General features: G+C 45.1%; 24 protein-coding genes and 1 riboswitch. Of the genes, 18 read left to right on the top strand and 6 right to left on the bottom strand.

The window, feature by feature from the left end:
* Positions 1 to 20 precede the first annotated feature (20 nt).
* Genes FC83_RS17145 through FC83_RS16635 form a run of 3 tightly spaced genes read right to left on the bottom strand, consistent with a single transcriptional unit; the run spans position 21 to position 2,504 of the window.
* Positions 21 to 191 (bottom strand): hypothetical protein, encoded by a 171-nt coding sequence (locus FC83_RS17145; RefSeq protein WP_156405617.1) that lies wholly within the window; start codon positions 189 to 191, stop codon positions 21 to 23.
* On the bottom strand, positions 184 to 822 hold the full coding sequence (locus FC83_RS16640; RefSeq protein WP_057003049.1) for a molybdenum cofactor guanylyltransferase: 639 nt from the start codon (positions 820 to 822) through the stop codon (positions 184 to 186). The genes FC83_RS17145 and FC83_RS16640 overlap by 8 nt, the downstream gene beginning before the upstream one ends.
* A gap of 29 nt (positions 823 to 851) precedes the next feature.
* Positions 852 to 2,504, bottom strand: coding sequence for a peptide ABC transporter substrate-binding protein (locus FC83_RS16635; RefSeq protein WP_035450578.1), 1,653 nt, complete (start codon positions 2,502 to 2,504; stop codon positions 852 to 854).
* Between the two features lie 476 nt (positions 2,505 to 2,980).
* Between FC83_RS16635 and nifJ the strand changes: the two genes are divergently transcribed.
* The 16 genes from nifJ (at position 2,981) to FC83_RS16555 (ending at position 18,385) form a co-directional block, all read left to right on the top strand.
* Complete coding sequence (gene nifJ / locus FC83_RS16630; RefSeq protein WP_035450579.1) at positions 2,981 to 6,520, top strand: pyruvate:ferredoxin (flavodoxin) oxidoreductase; 3,540 nt, start codon at positions 2,981 to 2,983, stop codon at positions 6,518 to 6,520.
* Positions 6,521 to 6,770: 250 nt separating this feature from the next.
* Positions 6,771 to 7,247, top strand: coding sequence for a rhodanese-like domain-containing protein (locus tag FC83_RS16625; protein ID WP_035450580.1), 477 nt, complete (start codon positions 6,771 to 6,773; stop codon positions 7,245 to 7,247).
* A gap of 97 nt (positions 7,248 to 7,344) precedes the next feature.
* Positions 7,345 to 8,325: a sulfurtransferase gene (locus FC83_RS16620; protein ID WP_057003069.1), complete on the top strand. Its 981-nt coding sequence runs from the start codon at positions 7,345 to 7,347 to the stop codon at positions 8,323 to 8,325.
* The gene (locus FC83_RS16615; protein ID WP_081762946.1) at positions 8,325 to 8,714 is read left to right on the top strand and encodes a hypothetical protein; all 390 of its coding nucleotides are present in this window, start codon (positions 8,325 to 8,327) and stop codon (positions 8,712 to 8,714) included. The genes FC83_RS16620 and FC83_RS16615 overlap by 1 nt, the downstream gene beginning before the upstream one ends.
* Before the next feature lie 4 nt (positions 8,715 to 8,718).
* Positions 8,719 to 9,084 carry a 4Fe-4S dicluster domain-containing protein gene (locus FC83_RS16610; protein ID WP_035450581.1) on the top strand — a complete coding sequence of 122 codons (366 nt, stop codon included), beginning with the start codon at positions 8,719 to 8,721 and terminating at the stop codon, positions 9,082 to 9,084.
* Positions 9,081 to 9,836 (top strand): heterodisulfide reductase-related iron-sulfur binding cluster, encoded by a 756-nt coding sequence (locus FC83_RS16605; protein ID WP_035450582.1) that lies wholly within the window; start codon positions 9,081 to 9,083, stop codon positions 9,834 to 9,836. The genes FC83_RS16610 and FC83_RS16605 overlap by 4 nt, the downstream gene beginning before the upstream one ends.
* Before the next feature lie 12 nt (positions 9,837 to 9,848).
* Positions 9,849 to 11,096, top strand: a complete 1,248-nt coding sequence (locus FC83_RS16600; RefSeq protein ID WP_035450583.1) for an ABC transporter substrate-binding protein — start codon at positions 9,849 to 9,851, stop codon at positions 11,094 to 11,096.
* Complete coding sequence (locus FC83_RS16595) at positions 11,089 to 11,961, top strand: ABC transporter permease (RefSeq protein ID WP_035450584.1); 873 nt, start codon at positions 11,089 to 11,091, stop codon at positions 11,959 to 11,961. Before FC83_RS16600 ends, FC83_RS16595 begins: the two co-directional genes overlap by 8 nt.
* Positions 11,948 to 12,727, top strand: a complete 780-nt coding sequence (locus FC83_RS16590) for an ABC transporter permease (protein ID WP_035450743.1) — start codon at positions 11,948 to 11,950, stop codon at positions 12,725 to 12,727. The genes FC83_RS16595 and FC83_RS16590 overlap by 14 nt, the downstream gene beginning before the upstream one ends.
* Positions 12,711 to 13,706: an ABC transporter ATP-binding protein gene (locus FC83_RS16585; protein WP_035450585.1), complete on the top strand. Its 996-nt coding sequence runs from the start codon at positions 12,711 to 12,713 to the stop codon at positions 13,704 to 13,706. The genes FC83_RS16590 and FC83_RS16585 overlap by 17 nt, the downstream gene beginning before the upstream one ends.
* Positions 13,703 to 14,395, top strand: a complete 693-nt coding sequence (locus FC83_RS16580) for a TIGR04283 family arsenosugar biosynthesis glycosyltransferase (RefSeq protein WP_057003048.1) — start codon at positions 13,703 to 13,705, stop codon at positions 14,393 to 14,395. The genes FC83_RS16585 and FC83_RS16580 overlap by 4 nt, the downstream gene beginning before the upstream one ends.
* A gap of 2 nt (positions 14,396 to 14,397) precedes the next feature.
* A complete protein-coding gene (locus tag FC83_RS16575; protein WP_057003047.1) occupies positions 14,398 to 15,405 on the top strand; it encodes a phosphotransferase family protein in 1,008 nt (335 codons plus the stop codon).
* Positions 15,398 to 16,066 carry a TIGR04282 family arsenosugar biosynthesis glycosyltransferase gene (locus FC83_RS16570; protein ID WP_035450586.1) on the top strand — a complete coding sequence of 223 codons (669 nt, stop codon included), beginning with the start codon at positions 15,398 to 15,400 and terminating at the stop codon, positions 16,064 to 16,066. The genes FC83_RS16575 and FC83_RS16570 overlap by 8 nt, the downstream gene beginning before the upstream one ends.
* Positions 16,063 to 16,974, top strand: a complete 912-nt coding sequence (locus FC83_RS16565; RefSeq protein ID WP_057003046.1) for a nucleoside hydrolase — start codon at positions 16,063 to 16,065, stop codon at positions 16,972 to 16,974. The genes FC83_RS16570 and FC83_RS16565 overlap by 4 nt, the downstream gene beginning before the upstream one ends.
* Positions 16,961 to 17,683, top strand: coding sequence for a TVP38/TMEM64 family protein (locus tag FC83_RS16560; RefSeq protein ID WP_052004406.1), 723 nt, complete (start codon positions 16,961 to 16,963; stop codon positions 17,681 to 17,683). Before FC83_RS16565 ends, FC83_RS16560 begins: the two co-directional genes overlap by 14 nt.
* Before the next feature lie 18 nt (positions 17,684 to 17,701).
* A complete protein-coding gene (locus tag FC83_RS16555; protein ID WP_057003045.1) occupies positions 17,702 to 18,385 on the top strand; it encodes a TVP38/TMEM64 family protein in 684 nt (227 codons plus the stop codon).
* 29 nt (positions 18,386 to 18,414) lie between these two features.
* Here the strand turns inward: FC83_RS16555 and FC83_RS16550 are convergent, their stop codons facing one another.
* On the bottom strand, positions 18,415 to 19,785 hold the full coding sequence (locus FC83_RS16550; RefSeq protein ID WP_057003044.1) for an 8-oxoguanine deaminase: 1,371 nt from the start codon (positions 19,783 to 19,785) through the stop codon (positions 18,415 to 18,417).
* Positions 19,786 to 19,820: 35 nt separating this feature from the next.
* Positions 19,821 to 21,179: a uracil-xanthine permease family protein gene (locus FC83_RS16545; protein ID WP_035450588.1), complete on the bottom strand. Its 1,359-nt coding sequence runs from the start codon at positions 21,177 to 21,179 to the stop codon at positions 19,821 to 19,823.
* Positions 21,180 to 21,861: 682 nt separating this feature from the next.
* A riboswitch (purine riboswitch) is annotated at positions 21,862 to 21,958 on the top strand.
* Between the two features lie 449 nt (positions 21,959 to 22,407).
* Between FC83_RS16545 and FC83_RS16535 the strand changes: the two genes are divergently transcribed.
* The gene (locus tag FC83_RS16535; RefSeq protein ID WP_235184157.1) at positions 22,408 to 23,835 is read left to right on the top strand and encodes a uracil-xanthine permease family protein; all 1,428 of its coding nucleotides are present in this window, start codon (positions 22,408 to 22,410) and stop codon (positions 23,833 to 23,835) included.
* Between the two features lie 48 nt (positions 23,836 to 23,883).
* Positions 23,884 to 24,357 carry a nucleoside deaminase gene (locus FC83_RS16530; RefSeq protein WP_169790839.1) on the top strand — a complete coding sequence of 158 codons (474 nt, stop codon included), beginning with the start codon at positions 23,884 to 23,886 and terminating at the stop codon, positions 24,355 to 24,357.
* 363 nt (positions 24,358 to 24,720) lie between these two features.
* On the opposite strand, the gene FC83_RS17525 is transcribed toward FC83_RS16530, so the two are convergent.
* The coding region (locus FC83_RS17525) for a zinc ribbon domain-containing protein (protein ID WP_236700855.1) at positions 24,721 to 25,099 on the bottom strand (379 nt) is incomplete at its 5' end.

Genomic DNA, 25,099 nt, shown 5'->3' with positions numbered 1-25,099 from the left:
CCCCGTCAAATTAAAAGTTATCAAATTTGGTCATCTCCATTTGCGGGTTTAGCCGGATCATCAATGTGTTGTTCCGTATTGTTGGTATCCGTGTCAGGCGTGCGTTTTGCCGCATACTGATTATTTTTTGCGATTTGCAGTAGTTGTCTAAAATCTTCAGGTCTTAAATTATCGGGTTGATTGCTAGCCATCTCTGGCACTCCTCTCGTTGTGGTTGGTAAGCTGTTGGCGATAGTCTTCAGATAGTTCATAGGGTTTACAGTGACAAACATTGATCAAAAAATTCTTTAAGTGCCGATCATCTTGGGCCATAAAGGCCTTGATCCGGGCTAAATCCGTTTCAAAATGGGCAATGGTATAATGGGCCCGGTCTTCCAGCACAGCGTAACAATTGGGCACAGTGCTCAGTTGAGCCAATAGGTCACTTTCAATATGGTTATAATCTGTGGCCGCCATCAAGAACTGCACCGGCCGATTTTCATGGACGCAGGCCGCATAGATACCACTTAGAGGGCCTTGTCCAGCAAAGGGGGCTTGATCTTTGATGATCGTCACGTGGGGTTGATGTTTGAAAAGTTGGGATAGGGCTTTACAGTTGTTATTGTTGGCTGAAATGATAATTTGGCGCACATTGCTGGCCATGGCCTCGGCCACTTGGACGACTTGGGCGGGCTGCCCAGGCGCTTGAAACAAAGCTTTATCCGTGCCAAAGCGTTTAGATTCACCACCGGCGAGAATTAGGCCCACATCTTTTGGAAAACTTGGACCAGGGGAATTTTGGAAAGGTTGAACCAGATGCTTAAAATCTGGGGGTGTGGACATAGGAGTGCCTCTTTTCTAGAACAGATTTATTATTTAACCAAATAGGCTTTTTGATAATTGAAGCTACCTTCTTGGGTATTTAAAGTTACACCCTTGAGTTTGGGATTTTGTAAATAGGTGACCCGGGTGAAGAAGACGGGACTGATACCGTAATCAGACAATAAGACCTTTTGCGCTGCTTGTTGGTCGGACCAGCGTTTAGCGGCATCGGTTTGGGCATTGGCCTGATTCAATAACGCATCATATTTTGCGCTGCTGTAATGGCCCCAGTTGTTCCCAGAATCAGAAGTGAACAAACTCAATTGACTGCCAGCATCAGGGTAATCAGACCCCCAGCTCACCAGATACATGCCGAAGTTGCCAGCGGTGGTGTTTTTCATGAAGACAGAGACGGGTTGGACTTTGATATTGACCTTCAAGCCGGGCAGGTATTTTTGAACCTGACCTTGAATGTATTGGGTGGCTAAACGTTCATCTTCGTTTTCAAAGGTCAACAGGTCAAATTCCGTGGTGCCTTTTAAATTTAATTCAGATTTAGCCTCTTGCCACAATTTGGTGGCTTTTTTTGTATCGGTGGTTGTCAAATTGCCAGCCGCCGTGGCAAAATCAGTGCCTTGATCGCCACTGAAAATTCCCTTGGGAATTAACCCGGTGGCCGCGGTACTACCGTCTTGCAAGGTATGTTTGGCTAGCGCTTGGCGGTTCAAGACTAAGGCGATGGCTTGGCGAACTTTGGCATTTTTAAATAGTTCTTGGTTGAAGTTGTAGCCTAAATAAACACTGGAAGAACTAGCAGCACTGTGATAGGCTGCATTATTTTGATAGTTCTTAGTAATTTGACCAGTAATTGGCGTTTGGCCGACTTTCTTATCTTCAAAAAGTTCTGCACCAGTGGCGGTTTCTTTGATCAGCTTAAATTTCAATTGTTGCATTTTAACGGTCTTTTGCTGCCAATAGGATTTGTTTTTCACCAAGGTCCAGTCTTCGCTGGTGCCAGAGCCTCGGAAACCCGTTAAGCGGTAAGGCCCGTTATAAACGGCCTTGTTGGAAGTTGCCCCGTAATTTTTGCCGATATTGCTGGCGTAAGTATGGTTCACTGGGAAAAAGCTAATGGTGGTCAATAGTTTGGTGAAATAAGTGGTGGGTTGGGCCAGTTGGATCTGTAACTGATATTTAGAAAGGGCTTTGACCCCTAAAGTTGTTGGATCTTGATGGTCTTGAATGATGGCTTTGGCATTTTTAACACTTTGATATTGGGCTAAGTTTTGCGCCGCATTCTTTTGACTCACACCCCGTTGCCAAGCATACACATAATCTTCAGCAGTGACGGGATCACCATTGGACCATTTGGCATCTTGGCGCAGATCAATGGTATAGGTTAAACCATCAGGGCTGATGGTGGGGAGGGCTTTGGCCCCAGCCACCACGGGTTGGTTATGTTGATCTAAGCGGTAGAGCCCCTCATAAACATTTTGCAAAATTTGCGTAGAGGTGGCATCGATCACATTGGTGGGATCTAGCGAGGTGATCTCTTTGGTGGAGACGATAGTAGCCGTTTGTTTGGCGGCTAATTGGGTCCCCGAACCGTTAGACTTAGAGGTGCTGGTTTGGCCACAAGCCGCCAGCAGAAAAATTGCAGCGGTACTGAGCAACACTGAAATTAACACTTTATGCCGTTTCATAATGAAGACTCCCAATATAAGTATAGTGAACCGAATCACATGTAAATAATAACACATAACAAATATTTATGTCACCTAAAAAAACGTTTGCAAAGTCTCACAAAACATGTGATTTGTTAAGTTATATGACATGTAAAAATTATTTTTACCGTCAAAGCAACGATTTCGGCCTGAAAACACTGAAAATTTTTCATGTCAGCTTCACAAAGATAATTAGGCGTGATAAAATATCACACAATCATTACTTTGTAATTGAGATGTCCCAAAAAGCCGCACTGTCGTTACTGTCTAGAGGCTGAATCAGGTGTTATTGCTGATTCAGGCTCTTTTTTTAAATAACATGATTAATGAAGGGATGATTACATATGACACGCACCAAAATTACCGACTCGCAAGCAGCTCAGCACTTGTCGCAATTTAGGCAAGATTTGATTGGTAGTCGTGAATCAGCTTAAAACCCCAAGGAGGTTTTCGATATGACAGAAACACAACTGAAAACAATGGATGGCAATACCGCTGCGGCTTATATTTCCTACGCTTTTACCGAAGTCGCCGCCGTGTATCCCATTACACCTAGTTCAACCATGGCTGAAGTGGTGGCAGCTTGGGCCACGGCCGGCAAGAAAAATGTGTTTGGCGATCCTGTGAAGGTCGTGGAGATGCAGTCCGAAGCAGGGGCCGCCGGTGCCGTCCACGGCGCTTTAAAAACCGGGGCGTTGACCACCACTTATACGGCTTCCCAAGGATTGTTACTAATGTTACCCAATATGTATAAAATTGCCGGGGAATTATTACCCGGGGTCTTCCACGTGGCCGCCCGGGCGGTGGCCACCAATGCTTTAAGTATCTTCGGCGATCATAGTGATGTGATGGCAGCGCGGCAAACTGGTTTTTGTATGTTGGCCGAAAGCAGTGTGCAAGAAGTCATGGATCTATCAGCGGTGGCCCATTTGGCCAGTCTAGCTAAAAGCTTACCCTTTCTAAACTTTTTTGACGGTTTTCGCACCAGCCATGAATTGCAACGAATCACCACGATTGATTATGCTGATTTAAAGGCCATGATCCCAACGGATGCGCTGCAGCGTTTTCGCGACCAAGCCATGAATCCCAATCATCCCTATGTTTCCGGGTCCGCACAAAATCCCGATATTTATTTCCAATCTCGAGAAACCGTGAATCAATTTTATGACCGCATGCCCGCAATAGTTCAGAAATACATGCAGCAGATCAACCAATTACGACAAACAGACTATGATTTAACGAATTATTATGGCGACCCAGAGGCCACTGAAGTGATTGTTGCCATGGGCTCGGTGGCACCGACAATCAAACAAACGGTGGATTATTTAAATCAGCGGGGCCGGCAAGTGGGCTTTTTAAATATCCATTTATACCGACCTTTCCCCAGTGCTAATTTGTTGGCTAATTTGCCAAAAACAGTACGGCGGGTGGCGGTGTTGGACCGGACCAAAGAACCAGGCTCTGAGGGGGAACCCTTATTGTTGGATGTGCAAAGTGCTTTATTCAACCATCCTAATCGGCCAGTAGTGATTGGTGGGCGTTATGGTATTGCTTCTAAAAATGTCACCCCGGATCAAATCGTGGCGGTGTATGATCATTTACAACTGGCTCAAGCTAATTTAAAGCCCCGCTTCACCATTGGGATCAATGATGACGTGACCCAACTGTCCTTGCCCCAAAGGCCCGTGTTAGATTTAACCCCCAGTTCGATTTTTCAAGCGAAGTTTTGGGGCTTTGGTTCCGATGGCACGGTGGGGGCTAACAAACAAGCCATCAAGATCATTGGCGACCACACCGGTCAATATGCCCAGGCTTATTTTGCCTATGATTCCAAAAAATCTGGGGGCCTAACAATTTCCCACTTACGCTTTGGGGATGTTCCCATCACCTCCACGTATTATGTGGCTCATCCGGATTTTGTGGGGTGTCATAATCCCGCTTATATCCATCAATATGATCTGTTGGCCGGTTTAAAAGATGGGGGAACTTTCCTATTAAATACCATGTGGGATGAGGCTAAGTGTCGGGTACTGTTACCCAACAACATTAAACGTTATTTAGCCCAACATCACATTAAATTCTATATTATCAATGCCTACGACATTGCCCAAAAAGTTGGCTTAGGCCGGCGTATCAACCAAATCATGTCCACCGCCTTCTTTGAAGTGACAGATATTTTGCAGCGGGATGCCTTTGTACCGTTGTTAAAGGCCGAGGTTCAAAAAGCCTATGGCCGCAAGTCCCAAGAAATCGTGGACACCAATAATCGGGCCATTGATGCCACCTTTGAGGCCCTGGTTCAAGTGGCGGTCCCGGCTGATTGGGCCCAAGCTAATGATCAACCCAAGGCGGACCCTAAAGCCGTACCCGCTTTTGTGACCAATATTGTGGCACCCATTAGCCGTCAAGCTGGGGATGATTTATCCGTCAAGGATTTGATGAGCAACGGCATGCTGGCGGGCAAATTGCCCATGGGGACTTCAGCTTATGAAAAACGGGGCATTGCCTTAAAAGTACCCCAGTGGAATCCAGAATTTTGTACCCAGTGTAATGCCTGCGCCTTTGTTTGTCCCCATGCATCCATTCGGCCTTTTGTGGCGGATGACGCTGAAATGGTCGAAGCGCCCGCTGGCTTCATCACCCGGGATATGGTGGGTCAAGATGGCCAGAAGTATCGCATTCAAGTGTCTGTCGAAGACTGTACCGGTTGTGGGCTTTGTGTGGCCGCTTGCCCGGCCCGGGAAAAGGCGTTAAAGATGGTGCCTTATGACCAGCAAAAACAACAAGCCCAAAACTGGGCCTTTGCCATGACCCTGCGGCAAAAGGCCAATCCCTTCAAGAAAACCACGGTGCGGGGTTCCCAATTAGAAAAGCCGTTGCTGGAATTTTCTGGGGCCTGCGCTGGCTGCGGGGAGACAGCTTACTTGAAGTTGTTGACCCAATTATATGGGGACCACTTACAAATCGCCAACACCACTGGCTGTTCCTCCATTTGGGGTGCGTCCAGCCCCATCACGCCTTACACCACCAACAGTTGTGGGCAAGGTCCTGCCTGGAGCAATTCCCTGTTCGAAGATAATGCGGAATTTGGTTATGGTATGATGATCGCCAACAGCCACAAACGGCAAAATCTGGCCAAGCGAATTCAAGCTGTACGCAAAGCTGGGTTAGGAACGCCAGTCACGCAAAAGGCCCTGGAAGATTGGCTGACCCACTTAGATGAGAGTGAAAATACCCGCCAGCGAGCTGACACGTTAACAGCCGCCTTGACTCAAGAACAAGATCCAGCGTTAAAGGTCTTATTAAAATACAGCGATCAGTTTGTTAAAGTCAGCCAATGGATCGTTGGCGGGGATGGCTGGGCCTATGATATTGGCTTCAGTGGCGTGGACCATGTTTTGGCCAGTGGCGCGGACATCAATATTTTAGTCATGGATAACGAATTGTATGCCAATACCGGGGGCCAAATGTCCAAAGCTACCCCAGCCAGTGCCGTGGCCAAGTTTGCCGGTAACGGGAAACGAACCGCCAAAAAAGATCTAGGTCTCATGGCCACCACCTATGGCAATGTCTATGTGGCCCAAATTGCCCTGGATGCCAACCAAGCCCAAGCCATTAAAGCCATCGCTGAAGCTGAAAGTTATCCCGGCCCATCCTTGATCATTGGCTATACGCCTTGTATTAATCACGGTTTAAAGGGGGGGTTAGGCCAAGCCATCACCTCCGCCAAAGCAGCGGTTGCCGCCGGCTATTGGCAGTTGTATCGCTACGATCCTAGAAGAATAGACAAGGGTCACAGTCCCATGCGCTTAGACCAAAAGAATCCGGAATACAGTGAGATGCCAGCCTTCATGGCCCAACAGACCCGTTATCGGTCCCTGCACAATATTTTAAAGAACGACCAGTTAGTGGATACCATGGTGTCCAAAACCATTGCGGATATGAAGGCCCGCACCGCCCGTTATCAAGAATTGGTAGATCAGTCTCCTAAGTGAACTTATGGGACGATAAGAGAATAACTTTATTAGAAAAAATATAATTTTTCTAACCAAAAAAATTTTTACATTTCCTTGACATGGTGACCGCTTTCTAAATATAATGAGACCGTGGTTATTCACGAGAAGCATACGATCCAATTCAAAAGTTGGAAATGAACCTCCGGGCTAGTTTCCAACTTAATTTTTAGGTAGCAATGTTAAATAGTGAACAAACTATTGCATATAAAATTATTGGAGGAGTGACGAAATGAAAAAGAAATTAGTTGGGTTATTCGTTGCACTATTTGCAGCGTTCTTGATTATCGGTACAGGGACACAAACGGTGGGGGCAAAAGATCGGGCCAATGATAATATTGCCTGGCAATACACCACACCTAAAGCGATGAAAAAAATCTTGTTAAATAAAGACAAGAAGACTTACCAAGTGGTGGATATTCAACCCACAGCAGATTATAAAAAGGGTCATTTACCAAATTCCTTAAGTCTGCATGCTTATCCGGTGGATACCAAGCAATTGGAAAACTTAGTCACTAAATCAGCTGCCAAAATTAAAAAGGGCGCCAATCCAATTTATGTGGTTTGTCCCGGCGGCGGCAGTGGGGCTAAACGCACTGTTTCAATTTTGATCGATAAAGGTGTCAAAGCCAAACGGTTACATATTGTTCAAAATGGGGCTAAAGGATGGCCTTATAAGGATAATAGCAAACTTTGGGTCACAAATTAGTCGAAACTTATAAATTATAAAATGGGGTCTTATCGTGGATAAGAAAAACAAACGTATTTTAGCAGTTATCACGAGTATTTTAGCAGCATTCATTTTAATGGTTGGCTTAAATACCAACCAAGTTCAAGCCAAGGCCAGTACCACCAGCCAGCGCCTGGTGAAAAATAACAAACCCGGCGAAAATGACTTTTTTGTCAGTGCCAAATGGGTCCAGAACCAATTGAAGACCAATAAAAAGACCGTTGTCATCGAAGCTTCTTATGGTCCCGGTAAAGAATATAAGAAAGCCCATTTACCTGGGGCCGTGCATATGGATACCATGGAAATTGAAACCGAAGCCAATAACTGGAACATTTTACCCGCGGCGACTTGCGAAAAAGCCTTTTTGAAAAAGGGTGTCACCAAGGATACCCCAGTGATCATTTATTCCAGCGACATTAACGCCGCTTCTCGGGTGGCCTTTGTGGCTTATTGGTTAGGAGTCGATCAAGTTAAGATCTTAGACGGTGGCTTTAATGCTTGGCAAAGTGCCAAATATACCACTGCCAAAGGGAATGTGAAACCTAAGGCTGCCAAAGACTTTAAAGGTAATGTGCCCGGTCGTCCTGATATCTTGATTTCCACGTCTGCTGATTTACTAGCAGCGCAAAAGAAGAATCCAGATCTAGTATTGGCTAGTACTCGGTCTTGGGCTGAATTTACTGGGAAGACCAGTGGCTATTCTTACATTAAAGACAAAGGTGAACCTAAAGGTGCCGTTTATGCCAAGGCTAGTAAGACCAGTGCTGATGTGGCTTATTTGACCAATAGTGATGGCACGGTGAAGGACCCGACCAAGATTTTCGCAGACTGGAAAAAGTGGGGGATCACACCGGATAAAGAAGTGGCCTTTTATTGCGGGACTGGTTGGCGGGCAGCCACAGCCTTTTTCATCACCAAACAGTCTGGCTGGAAAAATGTCAAAATGTTTGATGGCGGCTGGTATGATTGGGATAAAGCCCATCAAAAACATCCAAGTCAATACCCTGTTCAAGTTGGCGATCCCCGGGATAAAAGTAAAGTGAAAATCTTAGATTAATGATGCGAAAATTAATCTATCTTATCATCCATCTATTGCAGTTGGGCCTGGTTTATGGCATTTATGTGGTCAATGACTTGTATGCCAATCACTTAGGTTTCATGCGCAATACGTCTTTTTTCTCCGAAGAATTTGCCCAAAGCTGGTTGGGGCGTTATCTCGTCGTTTTACCCATCGTGATGTTGCTGTTGAGTATCTTTTTAGTTTGGCGAGAACGCACCAAAGAGCGTTACTTACTATTGATCATTGCGGCGATTTGGCTGAGCTGGTTGTATAGTGCGTCGTTACAGCTGGTACCTATTTATTATTTAGTTGTAGCTATTATATTTGTCATCTTGCTACTGCAGTTGTTGTTGATCGGCCTAGTTGGCCGCAAGAATCGGGGGTAGGGCCATGGTTTACTCACAAAAAACAATCAATATGGCTCAACTCATTGCCGATAATTGTACGCAATGCGGCCGTTGCATGAAAGATTGTGTCTTTTTACAACAGTATTGCGCCAATCCCAAAGAACTTTTCAAAAAATTCTTAACCTCAGGATTACCCACCATCGTGCCCTATTCCTGTCAGTTATGTGGCCATTGTACCGTGGTTTGCCCCCTGCGCTTGGAGCTGGGGCAAGCCTTTTTGGCCATGCGTCAAGATCTTTGCCGTGATCAAAAGAAGTTACCTTTAAAACAACTGCGCAGTGTGACCCTGCATCAGCGCTTATCAGCCAGTCGCTTGTTCAGCAGTATCAGTGGGAGGCATTCACGATGAAATATGGCTTTATGGCGGGCTGTTCGCTAAGTTCGGCCAGCCCCAAAAACGTGGCCAACATTATTGCTTATTTAAAGACTTACTACCCGGATTTGGGCGTTATTCAGGCTTGTTGCGGCAAGCCTCGACGCATGATCGGCCAAGAGGCGGCTTTTCAAAAGCAATTCGCCAGTTTGACTGATATGGTCCATGAAGCTGGTATCGATGAGCTCCTAGTGGCTTGCCAGGGTTGTTTGAAGACCATGACGGATCAAAATCAGTTTAAAACCGAATCCCTCTGGGTGAAAATGGCTGAATTAGGTTTACCTAAGGCTTATTTGAACAAAGCTAAAGACAGCCAAGTGGTTTTCTCCATTCAGGATTCTTGCCCCACCAAAGATCGTACCGACATTCATGAGGCGGTGCGCTATTTGATCCACATTCTTGGTTATGCCACCAAAGAAACACGACTTTCTGGGAAAAATACCTTATGTTGCGGCATGGGTGGGATGTGTGGGGTTTCTAATCCGCCTTTGGCGAAAACAGCGGCTACCAAACGGGTCCATGATTTTAAAACGGATTATATCGTGACGTATTGTGCCAGTTGTACGGCAGCCATGATTTTAGGTGGCGGGCGATCTTGGCATTTACTGGACTTGATTTTTGGGGATGTGGTCCAACTGGGGGATACTTGCCCAGATACAGCGTTACATCATCCCCTGGTTGCTTGGGCGAATCGTTATCGCGCCAAGCAAATTGTGGCCAAAGCATAGGGAGAGAATAAAATGAAGAAGAAATGGTATTGGCGCCTAGCAGCTTTAATGGTGCTACTGCTTTTATTACCGGCCTGTAAAGCTAATCAAAGTTCTAAAAGTGATGCCGGGTCTGGGAAAGTGACCACCTTGTCGGCGGCGATTAAATCCAGCAAGGGCAAGACCGTGACCTTTTATGGGTTTGGCGGGGACGAGAAAGCCAATCTATGGGTGGATCAAGTAGTGACCCCGGCCATGAAGAAAAAGTATGATATCACGGTCAAGCGGGTACCCATGGATATTGATGATATTTTAAACAAATTGACCACTGAAAAAGAAGCCGGGAATAATAAAGGCGATATCGATGTGGTTTGGATCAACGGGGAAAACTTTTATACGGCTAAGCAAGCCAACTTGTTATATGGCCCGATTGCCAATAAAGTTCCCAGTTTCAATCAATTGATGGCCGTTAACGGCCACAGTTCTAAATATGACTTTGGGGTCAAGATCAATGGTTATGAAGTGCCTTATGGCAATGCCCAACTGGTCTTTGGCGGGGATAAGACTAAATTTCCCGAGGGTTTTCCCACCAGTAGTGCCAAATTGCTAGCTTATGCTAAGGCTAATCCGGGCAAGATTACTTATACGGCGCCACCAGAATTTACCGGCAGTGCCTTTGTCCGTAATATCATTTGTGACGTGGTGGGCTATGACAAAGTCAACCAAGCCCCCGCCACCAAAGCGGGTTTGTATAAAGCCATCAAACCGGGCTTGGATTATTTGAATGCGTTGAAACCCTACCTATGGCAACAGGGGAAAACTTACCCTAAGACTACGGCGGAATTAGATCAGATGTTTGCTGCCGGGCAAATCAACATGACTTACAGTTATTCCCCAATGCATGTGGCTGAAAAGCGCCATGATAAGGAATTCAACGACAACACTGAGTCCTTCTTATTTGACAAGGGCACGATTGCCAATCAAAACTACTTGGCCATGGCCAAATCTTCCAATGCCAAGGATGCGGCGCTGGTCTTGATCAATGAAATGACCAGTGAAAGTGCCCAATTGAAAAAGGCAGAAGCGAAGTATGGTTACAGCATTCCCCCATTTGATGCGCAAAAACTATCCCCTAAAGCCAAGCAACAATTGACGGATATCTATAACAATCAAGGGGTGCCTTCTTTAGCCGAATTGCAACAGAAACAAATTCCCGAAGTCCAGGCTAAGAAGATTCCGATTATCGAATCTTTATGGAAAGAATACGTTTTAAATGACTAAAAAATCTTTGCTTTTTTTAGGACCATTTATTCTCTTAAACAGCGCTGTTATTTTAGCAGCGCTGTTTAAGACTATTCAGGTCAGTTTAGGCTATTATCCGGTTATCGGCCTACGTCACTATACGTTGGCTTATTTCAAAACGGTCTTAGGGGATGCGGCCTTTCAGCGGACTATTGGCTATAGTCTTTATTTAGCCCTGGTCGCCACTATTTTAGCGTTGTTACTGGGATTAGGCATGGCGTTTATTTTATTGAAAACCAGCGCCAATCATCCTTTGTTGGCGAATTTCTTCAAAATTCCCATTGCCTTACCTCATATCATTGTGGCGTTGATGATGTTGCAGGTACTAAGCCAATCTGGATTGATTTCCCGGCTACTATATCAAGTGGGGTTGCTTCAACAGATTGACCAATTTCCGTTGTTGATTCATGATAAGGGCGGTATTGGCATCATCTGTGTATTTTTATATAAAGAGATCCCTTATGTGGCGGTGAGCACCTTAGCCATTTTGAAGCAATTACAATTAGGCTATGTCCAAGTGGCGGCCAATTTAGGGGCAACCCCGCGGCAAATTTTTGGCCGGGTCATTTTACCCATGCTCCAACCGATTCTAGCCACGTTATTTATCATTTTATTTTGTTTCACCTTTACCTCTTTTGAAGTCCCCCTCATTTTGGGCAGTCCCGCCAACGAAACCATCGCGGTGACCGCTTATAATCTATTGACCCAAGCCGACCTGACCGTCCGACCCACAGCCTTTGCCTTAAACTTCATCATGTCCTTGATCTGTTTGGCAATGACTTTATTGGTCTTAGGCATCAGTGCCCGCTTGCCAGGAGGGAGGCGGCACCGTGAAAAGGACTAGTACTTTACTATTGGCTTGTTTTTTAGTGGCTTTGCCCCTGGTAGTTTTACTATTGTGGACGGTGGCGACCCAGTGGCTTTATCCAGCACTCGTCCCCCAACAATTTGGCGGCAAAGTTCTGGGGCAAATGTTACAAGAACCCAATTTTTGGCCCGCAGTTCTCAATAGCTTTGTCATTGCGTTGGCCACCACCGTGGTGACTTTACTCATTGCCATGCCCGCAGCAAAGGTCTTAGCCACGCAGCACTTCATGTCCCAACGGCTATTGACCTTCATGATTTACTTGCCCTTTATCTTACCGGCCATTGCCATTGTGACCTCAACTCAGATGCTATTCATTCAATGGCATTTAACCGGGACATTTACCGGGATTATTTTGAGCCACACTTATTTCACATTGCCCTATGCCATGCAAATTATTTTGGAAAGTTATCGGAAAATGGGTCAGGGCTACGCACTAACGGCCAAGAGTTTAGGGGCTAAGCCCTGGCAAATTTTGAGAACGATTACTTGGCCACTCATGGCCCCAGGAATCGCCACGGCAGCGGGGTTAACCTTTATTGTTTCTTTGAGCCAGTATTTACCAACTTTTTTCATCGGTGGCGGCAAAATAATGACGTTACCGTTGATCCTATTACCTTACGCCAACAATGGCCGCTTTGGTTTGGCTTCAGCTTACAGCGTGGTATTTTTATTGGTGACGATGATTGGGGTATTGCTTTTAAAACAATTGATTGGAGGATGGCATCATGGGCTTAGAAATTAGCGATGTGTCGTTACATTATGGCCGCAAACAAATTTTAAAACACATCAACCTTCAGGTAGCGGCCGGGGAAATTCTCACGCTATTTGGGCCTTCTGGTGTTGGTAAAACTACGATTTTAAAGCTCATTGCGGGGATGCAGCCCCTACAATCCGGCGCATTAGATTTTCGCGGTGATTTTTCCCAAGAACGGACCATCTTAGTGTTGCAGGACTTTTGGCTTTTCCCCCATATGACGGTTTTTGAAAACATTGCTTTTGGACTTAAAGTGCGCCACGTCAACACCACCCAAATTGCCCAACAAGTTCAAGCAATGATCACCATCTTAAAACTGCAAGGGTTAGCCGATCACTTTCCGGACCAATTATCCGGGGGACAGCAACAGCGGGTGGCCTTAGCCCGGGCAATTGTTTTGAAACCTAAATTATTGCTTCTAGATGAACCTTTCGCCAGCCTAGACAGCAGTCTCCGCCAAAAGATGCATCAATTATTATTGGAATTACAGCAACAATATCATTTTGGGGTTATTTTGGTCACCCATGACCGGGATGAAGCCTTTGAGTTGTCTGACCGATTAGCCGTTTTAATTGACGGTGAAATTCAACAAATTGGTACGCCCCAGACAATTTATGAACAACCGCAAACCCGCCAGGTAGCGGCGTTTATTGGGGGGATGAATTTTTTGGCTGGTATTATACAAGGCCAACAGTTTCAATTCGAATCTCAAGAAATTACCGTTGTCAATCCCAACCAACTCACTGGGCCAGTCCAATTGGTGATTCCCTATGAAGTGGCAGCTTCTCTGAGCCATTCGGGTATTCAAGCGGAGATAGTGTCCTTACAGTGGCAACCCAGTGGGGTCTTGGCGCATTTGCGCGTTGGGCAACAGACCCTGGTCCTTACCAATATTCAAGGGGAGTTACATCCGGGTGAAGTGGTGTATTTACAGTTTGGCGCCAACTTACAGGTGGTGGCGAATTGAAATTTTCCGTGATTATTCCTACTTTAAACGAAGCAGCAGGCATTGGTAATTTATTAAAAACAGTGACCCGATTAGCTGTGGGCTATGCCAGTGAAATTATTGTGGTGGACGGGGGTAGCCAAGATAAGACCGTGGCTATCGCCCAAAAGTATGCCAAGGTGTATACCTTGAGTCAAGCTAATCGTGGGGCGCAATTGGCTTATGGGGTGACCAAAAGCCAAGGTGATATTTTATGGTTTTTACACGGCGATAGCCAGTTGAATGGCCAACAAGCTATTTTTGCGGATATAATGGCCGTTTTAAGTCAGCCTCGGGTAAGTGCAGGTTGTTTAACCTTGCGCTTCACTGAAAAAGGGTTTTTCTACCGTTATTTAGCAATCACTTCCAATTGGCGGGCAAAATATTTAGGTTTAATTTTCGGCGATCAAGGGCTATTTACCACTCGGCAAAATTACCAACGGGCCGGGGGCTTTTTAGCCGAACCGTTGATGGAAGATTGGCTACTAAGCCGGCAACTTCATCGGCTGGGTAAGTTTAAGTTGATCAGCGCTCCCATTTACACCTCTAATCGTCGCTTTGCTGCCCATCCCTGGCGGACGCACTTGGCCATGCATCGGCTGCAATTATTATTTATATTGGGGACATCCCCCAAGGACTTAGCCAAACGTTACAACAGGAGGCACAATTAGCCATGATCGAAAAAATTTTAACTTATTTAAAGGTCAAAGAAATCCCTAAATTACTGGGATTACAACCGACTGTGAAAGTTACTTTTTTAGCCCAGGGAGAATATAATCAGAATTTCTTGTTGACCGATGGGCAAAATCCCCAACAATTTGTCTTGCGGTTTAACTATGGCTCCCAGCTGCCGATTGATAATCAAATTCGCTATGAATACCAGGCTTTACAATGGTTGCAACGTTCCCACGTAACCCCTAAGGTCTATTATGTGGATGATAGTCAGGATTTCTTTGACCAAGGTTTATTGATTGAAGCGTTTTTACCTGGTCGCCCACTGGATTACCATCAGGATTTAACGGTGGCAGCGAGAATTTTTGGACGTATTCATCGTTTAAAAATTGACAGGCAGGCCCAACAGCAATTTTTGGCCGAAAAACAAGATATTCTAGCGGCTCGGGTCCGGGAATGCACCACCTTATTGACGCCAGTCTTTGCCAGTAAAGTCATCGCCCAACCCGTGCAACAATTACTGGCGGACGCGTTAGACAATTGTCGCCAGCATGTTGCCCAACAGCGCTTTTTCACAGACTTAGATCTTTGGGCAGTGAACAATACCGAAGTAAACTCCCATAACTTCATCATTGGCCAGCAGGGTTGGTTAATTGATTGGGAGAAACCCGTCATCAGCCATCCAGTGCAAGATATTTCGCAATTTCTGGCCAGTACCACTACGCTGTGGCGCAGTGATGTCCGTTTAACCTTCGCCCAAAAGCAAGGCTTTATGGATCAGTATTTGGCAGTGACTGGCTTTGATCCGACGGATTTTTTGACGGCTTTAGCGATTTATCATCCTTATTTGATGCTCCGGGCCCTTTCCTGGTCAACCATGGCTTATGATAGCTATTTAAGTGATACCAAGGCCTTGAAAAACGAAGTGATTTTTCAAAAAGTTAAAAGTTACCTGGACCCGGCCTTTTTGGCCCAGGCCTTACAAGAGCAGGTGTTTGCCCATGACTAAACAGGCTTATATTTTATTCACTCGGATTCCAACCCCCAACAAAGTGAAAACCCGACTGCAAGCCCGACTTTCTGGCATTGAAGCTAGTCAGGTCCAGGGGGATATGTTGCAGGATTTTTTCGCGAAGTTTCGAAATTTTCCCGTACAACAGCATATTGATGTCTTCGTGGCTTATTCTGATGAGCAAGATCCCAGTATATTCCTGACCACGTTGCCACGTACCTTTAAAGCCATGCCGCAAGTTGGCGCTGATATGGGCCAACGCATGCAAAATGTCTTTGCATCTGTATTTGCGTTAGGCTATGAAGCAGTCGTTTTGACTGGCAGTGATATTCCTGGGTTAGAGCCGGCTTTAATCACCACAGCATTTTCCAAATTACAAGACGTGGTGATTGGGCCGTCGCCAGATGGGGGTTATTATTTAATTGGTTGCCGGGCTGGCATTGATTTGGCGCCGATGTTTACCAGCCCCATTGCCTGGGGACAGGACACGGTTTACGAAACTACCATGAAACTGTTGCAGCAGGTTCACATTGCTTTGTTAAAACCACTTCAAGATGTGGATTACCCTAAAGATCTGGTGGCACTCACACCAGCAACGATGCAGCAAAATCGAAATTTAGGGGCCTGGTTAATCAAGAATCGAGGTAAATTAGGATGAAAAAAGTGATTTATGATTGTGATAATACCTTTGGCCTACCCAATCGAGACGTGGATGATGGCTTGACCTTGTTATATTTACTGGGCCAGTCTGAACTCAACTTGTTGGGGGTGACGTTAACCCATGGCAATGGGACTTTAGCTGAGGTCAAACGCGCCACGGACCGACTAAAGGCAAAACTAGGTTTGAATTTTCCAACGTATTTAGGTGCTGAATCGAAAAATGTGGCCAGTCCTGCGGCTGAATTTTTAGTCCAACAAGTCAATACATATCCTGGAGAAGTAACGGTGATTGGCACCGGGGCCTTGTCTAATTTGGCCGCAGCTCAAGCTTTGGATCCGGATTTTTTCAAAAAAGTAGCCCAAGTGATCTTGATGGGGGGGACCATTGAACCGTTAAAGGTGAACCACCATGCAGTTGATGAATTAAATTTTGCTAGTGATCCTCAGGCTGCCAAGGCCACTATTTTGGCGCAAGCACCTTTAGCTATTATGAATGGCCATATGACCGCCGAAGCTTTCTTTTCGGCCAAACAAAAAGAGCAACTGTTAGCGACCCTACAACCATTACTAACCCCTGAAGCGCAGCAGTTCATAGCCCAAACTTTAAGCCACTGGATCCAATGGAATCAACGTGTTTTTCATTTTAATGGTTTTTGCAATTGGGATATGACCACGGCCCTTTATGTGACCCAGCCTGAATTATTTACCTCAGAACAAGTCTTTTTGCATCAAAACCAACCCTTACTCAATGTGGGGGAAATGGTCTTTGATGATGCTTCCGTTTATCCCGTGACCATGCCCAAGCACTTATTAGATTTAAAGACGTTTAACAACCTGATGATCGCCGGGATTGCCGCTGGTTTTGCCAAACCGGGGCAGGAAGTACAGCACCATGGGAAAAATTAAAGGGTCGGACAAGGCCAACTCAGGCAATGGCAAATTTCAGTTAGTGAGTTTGTTGGTGGTAGTGTTATGCCTGTTGGGCTTATATGTATTGGTGCCTGGCTTTCAAAAGGGCGTGAATACCACAGCCGTTTTACTAAGCAGAGGGGATATTCGCGGCATTTCTAGCTTGATTCAAGATTTTGGTATCTGGGCGCCGGTGATTTCTATCTTGTTGATGATGTTTCAATCGGTGTTGGCCCCGTTACCGGCCTTTGTGATCACCTTTGCCAATGCCATGGTTTTTGGCTGGTTTCAAGGGATCCTTTATTCTTGGGTAGGGGCCATGTTCGGCGCAACCCTATGTTTTTACATTGCCCGCTTATTGGGGCGGCCGGTGACGGTGAAATTGATCTCTAAAGTTGCCCTGGACAAGATGGATCATTTCTTTGATATTTACGGCCAGTATACAATTTTGATCTGTCGGCTCGTCCCTTTTATTTCCTTTGACGTGGTGAGTTACGCGGCGGGGTTGACTGACATCGGCTTAGGCAGCTTTTTGATTGCCACCGGTTTAGGTCAACTGCCAGCCACCGTGGTGTATTCCGTGGTGGGAGGCACGTTAAGTCAAGGCCCAAAGATGATCCTATATGGTATTTTAGGTTTTTGTCTATTGATCGTGGCCTCTTTGGTTATCAAGCGAATCTTATTGCAACGCCAACAGCGACGTTAATCTGGAAAGGATAAAGCGATGAAGCGCATCTTGATTTTTTTGGCGATACTGCTCAGCGGCTTTTATCTCGCCTATACTTTTGGGTTATGGGATTTATTGACTAATTTACAGGACTTTAAACACCTGCTAGTTGCCAGCGGGTGGCAGGGCTATATTTGGTTCATCGTATTATCCATCCTGGTATCGGTTTTTCTACTGCCCGGGCAGCTATTAGCCCTGGTTGGGGGGATGGTTTATGGCGGCTTAGTGGGCGGCATTTTAACGGTGGTTGGGGCCACCTTAGGGGCAGCCATCGCGTTTGTATTAGGCAAGTACGTGGCCCGAGATTATATCGTGCAACACTTTGGCCAGCGCCCAGTTTTTCAAAAAATTGAGCAGGGAGTCTTGACCAATGGTACCACTTTTCTGGTATTTACTCGATTAGTGCCGATTTTTCCTTATGCGATTCAAAGTTATGCCTACGCCCTGACACCAATGTCCTTGGGAAAGTTCACCTTAATTTCATTCATCACCATGATGCCGGCCAGCTTTATTTATACTTTTATGGCCGCCGAAATTGTTAAAAACGGCGTCTCTTGGAAGTTGCTGCTGGAATTGACCATTGCGGGGCTTTTATTAGCCCTGTTGACCCTGTTACCTAAGCGATTGAGTCCAAAAATCCGCCAATTAAATTCTGAATATAAGTCCAAAGAAAAAAACTGATGCAAAATTGCGCATCAGTTTTTTTGTGGTCATTTAACAGGATCTGCTTTGGAAACGAATAATTTCTGGAGCTGATTGGCATCAGCTACAAATTTGGTTTCGTCTAAATGGGTCAATTGCCCATGGGCCACGGAGATCTTACCGTTGACCACGGTATAATCCACGGCTCCGGAGAAACCCACCGTCCCAAGCAAGGCTTTAGGATCTTGCAGGGTGCCTACCAGGGAAATGTTTTGAGTATCGATCATAAACAAGTCCCCAGCTTTACCCACGGCTAGGCTACCAATATCATCTCGCCCTAGTAAGTGGGCACTGCCTCGGGTGGCCATTTTTAAGAAATCATAACCCGTTGGGGCATTATTGCTGGCACTTAGCCGTTGCAATAAAAAGCCTACCCGTAGATCGGTTAGTAGATTAGAAGCGTCATTACTGGCACTGCCATCTACGCCCAAACCAACCGGGACACCCAACTTAAGCATTTCTGGAATTTGGCAGACCCCTGAAGACAATTTCATATTTGAAATTGGACAGTGGGCGACGCCAGTTTTGGTTTCGGCTAAAAATGCAAGTTCTTCATGATTAAAGTGAATGCCATGGGCAAACCAGACATCTGGGCCAGTCCAGCCTAAAGATTCCATATAGGCCAAGGGCCGCATGTGAAAGTGGGCTTTGACATAATCTTCTTCATCGATGGTTTCAGCTAAATGTGTATGTAGCCGAACGCCTAGCTGTCGGGCCAATTTGGCCGTTTCAATCATCAAGTCCCCGGTCACGCTAAAGGGTGAGCAGGGGGCTAAAGCGACTTGGTGCATGGCAAAAGGTTTGGGATCATGAAATTTGTTAACGATGCGTTCTGAATCTTTTAAAATCGTATCCGTCGTTTGAACCACGTTGTCCGGCGGCAAACCGCCATCTTTTTGACTCAAACTCATACTACCCCGAGAGGCATGGAAACGAATACCTAAATCATCAGCAGCCTTAAATTGAGCTTCAATCAAGCCGGTCTCTTCACCACTGGGGAAAACATAATGATGATCAAAGGCCGTGGTACAGCCACTTTTCAGCAACTCCCCTAAACCCGTGATGGCACTATAGTAAGTCACAGTCTGGTCTAAATTACCCCAAATTTTGTACAAAGTGGTCAACCAATCGAATAATTCCATATTTTGGACCTGGGGTAGATTGCGGGTGAAGGTTTGATAAAGATGGTGATGGGTGTTGACCAAACCGGGATAAACAATATGATGGCTAGCATCAATGGTTTCATCGGCTACTTGGTCGGCGTCACCCATATAAGTAATGACCCCATCTTTGATCAAAATATTGGTTTCATGCAGGACTTGATCATCGTCGTCACAAGTGACGACGATTTGGGCATTTTTAATCAATAAACTTGACATGGATTGCCTCCTTTGCCGGCAGATTGCCGGTGACCTTAATTGGTGGCAACAGCTTTTTTAGGTTCTGGGAAGATTAAGTTAGCAAGGATCCCAATGAAAGTTGTGGCAGCAATACTGTCTTCAAAGAAGAATTTAAGGAATGTTGGCATGCCTTTAATGGCATCAGCATGTCCAGCTAAACCAATACCCATGGCAAAAGTAATCCCAATGACTAAGACATTCCGTTCACTAAAACCGGCTTGAGCTAGCATTTTCACACCATTGATGGTGATCATAGCAAATACAGAAATCAAAGCCCCACCTAAAACAGCTGAAGGGATTGAAGCGAAAACCGCCCCTAATTTAGGTAAGAAGCCACAAATAACTAAGACACCAGCACCTAGGGCAATACAATATTTGTTAATAACTTTGGTCATGGAAACGATCCCCACGTTTTGGCCAAAGGCGGTGTTTGGCATGGAGCCAAATACGGCGGCGGCCGCACAACCTACGGCATCGGCCAGGACGGAACCAGAAGTTTCTTCTTCCGTCGCTTGGCGATCCATAGTTGCAATGGTGATACCTGACGTGTTCCCGATGGTTTCCATGGCAATAGTGATATAAATGGCAATAAAGCTGATAATTGTTTTGGCATCAAAAGTTGGGATAAAGTGGAATGGCAGCGGAATAGTCGCCCAAGAGGCAGTCGTAACAGCTGCAAAACTAACTTTCCCAAATAACAGGGCAACAATATAACCAAACACTAAACCGAATAATAAGGCCGCTGTTTTGATAACGCCCTTCCCAAATCGTTGCAAGATGGCTACGAAGAGGAAGGTGGTAAAGGCGATGGTCAAGTTTTGCCAAGAACCGTAATCCTTGGCGCCGGCACCCCCGGCGAAGTAATCACGGCCAACGCCCAGTAAGTTGATCCCAATGGCAATCAACGTACAGCCAATGACCAGTGGGGTGAAGAAGCGTTTTAAGTATTTATAAAACAGACCAATTAAACCTTCGACAATACTCCCCACCAATGAGCCCCCTAGCACCGCTGGGATACCGCCGACCAGGGCGGCTGCAGATGCGGTTGGGACAAAGGCAAAACTGGTCCCCATGACAATAGGCAGACCGGAGCCGATTTTGAGTTTCCCAATTTTAATAGGATAAAGCTGTAAGAAAGTGGTCAACCCAGAAATCAGCATCCCCGCTTGAACCATGACGACGGTCTCAGCGGCAGTTGCTTTGGCAACACTGGCGATGATGAGCATTGGCGCTAAATTTCCGGCAAACATGGCTAAAACGTGTTGCATCCCTAATGGAAATGCAACTGAAAATTTGGGACGGCCTTCTAATTGGTAGACCAGATCTTTATCTGACAATTTTTTGTTGTCATTGTTCTTTTTTACATCATTCATAGTAATCCTCCGTTTCGTTAACTATGATATGCAGGTTGACATGTGTTAGCCCACAGATGGATCTGGCAACTAAGAACGAGCTAACACCTTTAATAAGTTAATCTGTATATACATTTAAAAACTAGCATCCACGATAATTTGGTAGGACCATCACTCCTTTTTATGCCGGTATACGCCAAATCGACATTTTGATGGGGGCAAAATGTCGATTCAGCACGTCGCAATTATTGGTACGACAAAAATGTTATAGCAATTCAGCATCGAGCCAGAATAATGTCTTTAAGCCAAAATATTGATAACTTAAAATCCTTGTAAAGTGACTGATTGTGAACCCTATAACTATGGTCATGATATTACATTATGGGCTTTATTACAATTATTTTTTTGGGCATAAACATATTTTTGTATAAAGATAGGGGCAGATCTGTTATTTTATCTTGATAAAGGTCAAATTAACACCACAAACGTAACCGGGCAGGGCCATTGTAAGCATAGAATTAATGTGATGATAGTTAACATAAAATGTTCGTTTTTTAATCAAAAAAATGTAATTTTAAGAATTTAAAAAAGTGCAGCGCTTACATTGAAAAAGCAAATCTGCAAAAAACAAATTGAGTACAATTTTTATTATTTATGATTTATTTATTGACAAGTTAATTAACATGAGCTAATATGATATTTGTAAATTAGAATATGGACAACTCATATATGCCCATGAAATGGATGGGCGTTTCTACCGACTACCAAAACAGTTGACTATGAGGCTTATTTAAACAAGCCCTCAGACTGCGTTGGTAGTTTTTATTTTGCCCGCCAGAAATCACCCAAATTGTGATTAAAATCACATTTATAAAGTGCCTTAACCTGGTACTTCACTGAGGTTGTCAAACAAAGGAGTGAGGTGTTTTTCAATCAGTGATCGCTAAAAATTAACTGTTGGCTAAAGCTATAGGTTGATTTTTAGGAACTTGTTTTATTGTTACTAGTTATTGTCGCCACATTACATCAGGAGTGAACGCCATGAATAAAGGATCAATCTTTACTTCAAATGGTGGACCCGTAACGTGTTTAATCGACATCAAGAATCGTTTATTTCCAACACAAATAAACAACTTCTCGTCAGTTCTGAACATGAACGTTGCTGGAGAAACCAAGCAAAAGCACAGATATTGTCAGTTCAAAGACACGGATATGCTGTTTGATATCCCATTGAGAAGGGAGTATTGACATGATGAAACAAGCACAAAAATTACCCGCTGATGAAAAACTACCATTGTCCCAAAGTCTACCTTTGGGCTTTCAGCACATGGTGATTGCGGTTCTTTCCGCCATCCCCGTGCCGCTGATTGTTTCAGCCGCTGTTAAGTTATCGGCAGCCCAAACGATGTTTTTCGTCAGTTCCATTATTTTTGCCACTGGGATCTCCACCTTACTCGCATCTTTAAATATTATCCCCAAAACATCTCCGAAATTACCGATGGTCATGGGTGTCAACTTCTCCGTGGCGTCGGTGATGATCATTACTTTCAAACAAGCCGGTGCCATAGACGCCGGGTTTGAAATTATTGCGGGTTCAACGATGATTGCGGGGCTATTTTGCCTGCTCATTGGCCCATTCTGGAACAAAATGCAGCGTTTCTTTCCGCCGTTAGTTGTGGGGACCAACTTGATGGTCCTCGGGGTGGCTTTATTGCCCAATGCCTTCAACTGGCTCATGGATAAGAACGCCGGCCAACTCACCAAATCTGTGAATGTATCAGCCCTGTTACTGGGCTTAGGCGTTTTTATCTTCCACGTGTTCATTAGTAAATATCTCAAGGGTTTTATGGGGGATATCAGTATTCTAGTGGCCATTGTGGTGGGGACCATCGTTGCCGCTTTGTTAGGCATGACGGACTTCTCTGCGGTAAATAGTGCCCCTTGGTTTGGCCTAGTGTTGCCATTCCACTTTGGCTTACCGAAGTTTGATGCCACCGCCACGCTATCATTTCTTATTATTATGGTTTTAGGGATGGTGGAATTATCCGGGACTTCCATGGGGATCCATGACATTTCCCAAAAGCCGGCCACGAAGGATCAATTTTCTAAGACCTTTAGAACGCTAGGCATCTCCACCATCTTCTCCGGGGCCTTTAACGCGGCCCAACCAACGGCCTTTGTGGCTAATATTGGTGTCTTAGACTTAGCTAAAAAGAAAAGCCGTTATACCACCGCGGCTGCCGGGTTCATGTTGATCTTAGTGGGCTTAGTACCTAAGTTTTCTGCTTTGATCTCTGCCATTCCTAAGCCCGTCTTAGGGGGCGTTGGGTTTGCCATCTTTGGCGCCATCGTGGGCAGTGCCGTTAATATTTTGAAACCCGTTGACTTTAAGGGCAACCACAATGGCTTAGTCATTGGGCTAAGTATTGGGGTTTGTATGTTGCCATCGGTTTATCCTAACTTCTATGGTAATTTTCCGACTATCGTCCAAACAATTTTTGGCAGTGGCATTCTAGCCGGCTCTTTGATGGCTATCTGCTTGAATCTATTCTTTAATTTCAAGGAATTGATGAAACCAGCCTCAAAGGAAGTCGTTGAGATAAAAGATTCAGAAGCAGAAGTAGAGACTGACCGAACCGCTAAAGGCAATAACGAGTCTTTAGCAAACCAAAACTAGTTTATTGTTGATCATCAATAGCCAAACGCATGCAGAAAGGAAGTTCCTATCATGACTGAAAACTATATGAAATTATCCGCACAAGAAGCAGAATCTAACTTAAAGACTGGCGACGGGGGCCCATTTGGCTGTGTCATCGTCAAAGATGGGGAAATCATTGCCCAAGCTCACAACCAAGTATTGGTGGACCATGACCCCACCGCCCATGCGGAAATCACCGCGATTCGCCAAGCTACCCGTAAATTAGGCACCCATGATTTAACCGGCGCGGTGGTTTATACTTCTTGCTATCCTTGCCCAATGTGTTTAGGGGCCATCATCTGGGCCAATATTAAGACTGTTTACTACGGCAATACCGCCAAAGATGCGGCTAAAATTGGCTTCCGGGATGATTTCATCTATGACTTCATTAAAGGCGATGCCAAAGATAAAGAAGTTTTGGACTTGGAACAGCTGTCCAGAGACTTAACGATTCCAGCCTTTAACAGCTTTGAAGCCATGCAGGACAAACAATTATATTAATTCTAAAATAAAGATTGCATCCTTTCATAAAATGTGATTGATTAAGACTGAAGGCAGCCGCCTCAGTCTTTTTTTACGTGGTGTTGAAATTCAAAAAGGACCTAGAACAGTAAAGAAAGCGCTATTGTCAATGATTTTCGGCACTAAAGTACCAAGCTTGTCTCTCACCACCAAGTGGCGAGGGCATCTGTATCAGATACCTTTAGACTTACGCCTAACGCTATGTGGTCTAACAACCTTCCGGTCTCCCACGTAGTTTGCGTGTGATAAGCACGCGCTGTGTTGGCGTTACTTACTGCTGGGTCTTACTTATCTAAGGGTCCCAACAGCCCGATGATCGACTTCACCGGCAATTGAACAGGTTTACCCGTTCGCACTTTTTTTCTTTTTAAGTTTGGGCTTTTTCACGCCATTGATATACTGCGTACCCAAATATTGAATGTTCATGGCACCAACACGGTCGTCATTGGACTGATAACCGCAGTTTGAACATTGATAGGCGTGCAGTTGGTACTTGCGATTCGTCTTTTTGATTTCACCGCAGTGAGGACAGCGCTGACTGGTATATGCCGCACTAACGGTGATGACTGCCACACCCGCCTGGATAGCCTTGTAGGTCAACATCTGTTCTAGTTGGTAGAATGCCCAAGAGACTTTTTCATAACGCGTGTCCTTAGTGGTCTTTTCTGTGGCAAAACGAACATTGACCAAATTTTCTAAAACAAACAAGGTATTTGGTCCG

The organism is Agrilactobacillus composti DSM 18527 = JCM 14202 (genome assembly GCF_001436375.1).
GTDB lineage: Bacteria > Bacillota > Bacilli > Lactobacillales > Lactobacillaceae > Agrilactobacillus > Agrilactobacillus composti.
This window is presented reverse-complemented; position numbering and strand designations above follow the sequence as displayed.

Coding starts and splice junctions, on each gene's coding strand:
- FC83_RS17145 (WP_156405617.1), bottom strand. CDS start 191: ATGGCTAGCAATCAACCCGATAATTTAAGACCTGAAGATTTTAGACAA.
- FC83_RS16640 (WP_057003049.1), bottom strand. CDS start 822: ATGTCCACACCCCCAGATTTTAAGCATCTGGTTCAACCTTTCCAAAAT.
- FC83_RS16635 (WP_035450578.1), bottom strand. CDS start 2,504: ATGAAACGGCATAAAGTGTTAATTTCAGTGTTGCTCAGTACCGCTGCA.
- nifJ (WP_035450579.1), top strand. CDS start 2,981: ATGACAGAAACACAACTGAAAACAATGGATGGCAATACCGCTGCGGCT.
- FC83_RS16625 (WP_035450580.1), top strand. CDS start 6,771: ATGAAAAAGAAATTAGTTGGGTTATTCGTTGCACTATTTGCAGCGTTC.
- FC83_RS16620 (WP_057003069.1), top strand. CDS start 7,345: ATGGTTGGCTTAAATACCAACCAAGTTCAAGCCAAGGCCAGTACCACC.
- FC83_RS16615 (WP_081762946.1), top strand. CDS start 8,325: ATGATGCGAAAATTAATCTATCTTATCATCCATCTATTGCAGTTGGGC.
- FC83_RS16610 (WP_035450581.1), top strand. CDS start 8,719: ATGGTTTACTCACAAAAAACAATCAATATGGCTCAACTCATTGCCGAT.
- FC83_RS16605 (WP_035450582.1), top strand. CDS start 9,081: ATGAAATATGGCTTTATGGCGGGCTGTTCGCTAAGTTCGGCCAGCCCC.
- FC83_RS16600 (WP_035450583.1), top strand. CDS start 9,849: ATGAAGAAGAAATGGTATTGGCGCCTAGCAGCTTTAATGGTGCTACTG.
- FC83_RS16595 (WP_035450584.1), top strand. CDS start 11,089: ATGACTAAAAAATCTTTGCTTTTTTTAGGACCATTTATTCTCTTAAAC.
- FC83_RS16585 (WP_035450585.1), top strand. CDS start 12,711: ATGGGCTTAGAAATTAGCGATGTGTCGTTACATTATGGCCGCAAACAA.
- FC83_RS16575 (WP_057003047.1), top strand. CDS start 14,398: ATGATCGAAAAAATTTTAACTTATTTAAAGGTCAAAGAAATCCCTAAA.
- FC83_RS16570 (WP_035450586.1), top strand. CDS start 15,398: ATGACTAAACAGGCTTATATTTTATTCACTCGGATTCCAACCCCCAAC.
- FC83_RS16565 (WP_057003046.1), top strand. CDS start 16,063: ATGAAAAAAGTGATTTATGATTGTGATAATACCTTTGGCCTACCCAAT.
- FC83_RS16560 (WP_052004406.1), top strand. CDS start 16,961: ATGGGAAAAATTAAAGGGTCGGACAAGGCCAACTCAGGCAATGGCAAA.
- FC83_RS16555 (WP_057003045.1), top strand. CDS start 17,702: ATGAAGCGCATCTTGATTTTTTTGGCGATACTGCTCAGCGGCTTTTAT.
- FC83_RS16550 (WP_057003044.1), bottom strand. CDS start 19,785: ATGTCAAGTTTATTGATTAAAAATGCCCAAATCGTCGTCACTTGTGAC.
- FC83_RS16545 (WP_035450588.1), bottom strand. CDS start 21,179: ATGAATGATGTAAAAAAGAACAATGACAACAAAAAATTGTCAGATAAA.
- FC83_RS16535 (WP_235184157.1), top strand. CDS start 22,408: ATGATGAAACAAGCACAAAAATTACCCGCTGATGAAAAACTACCATTG.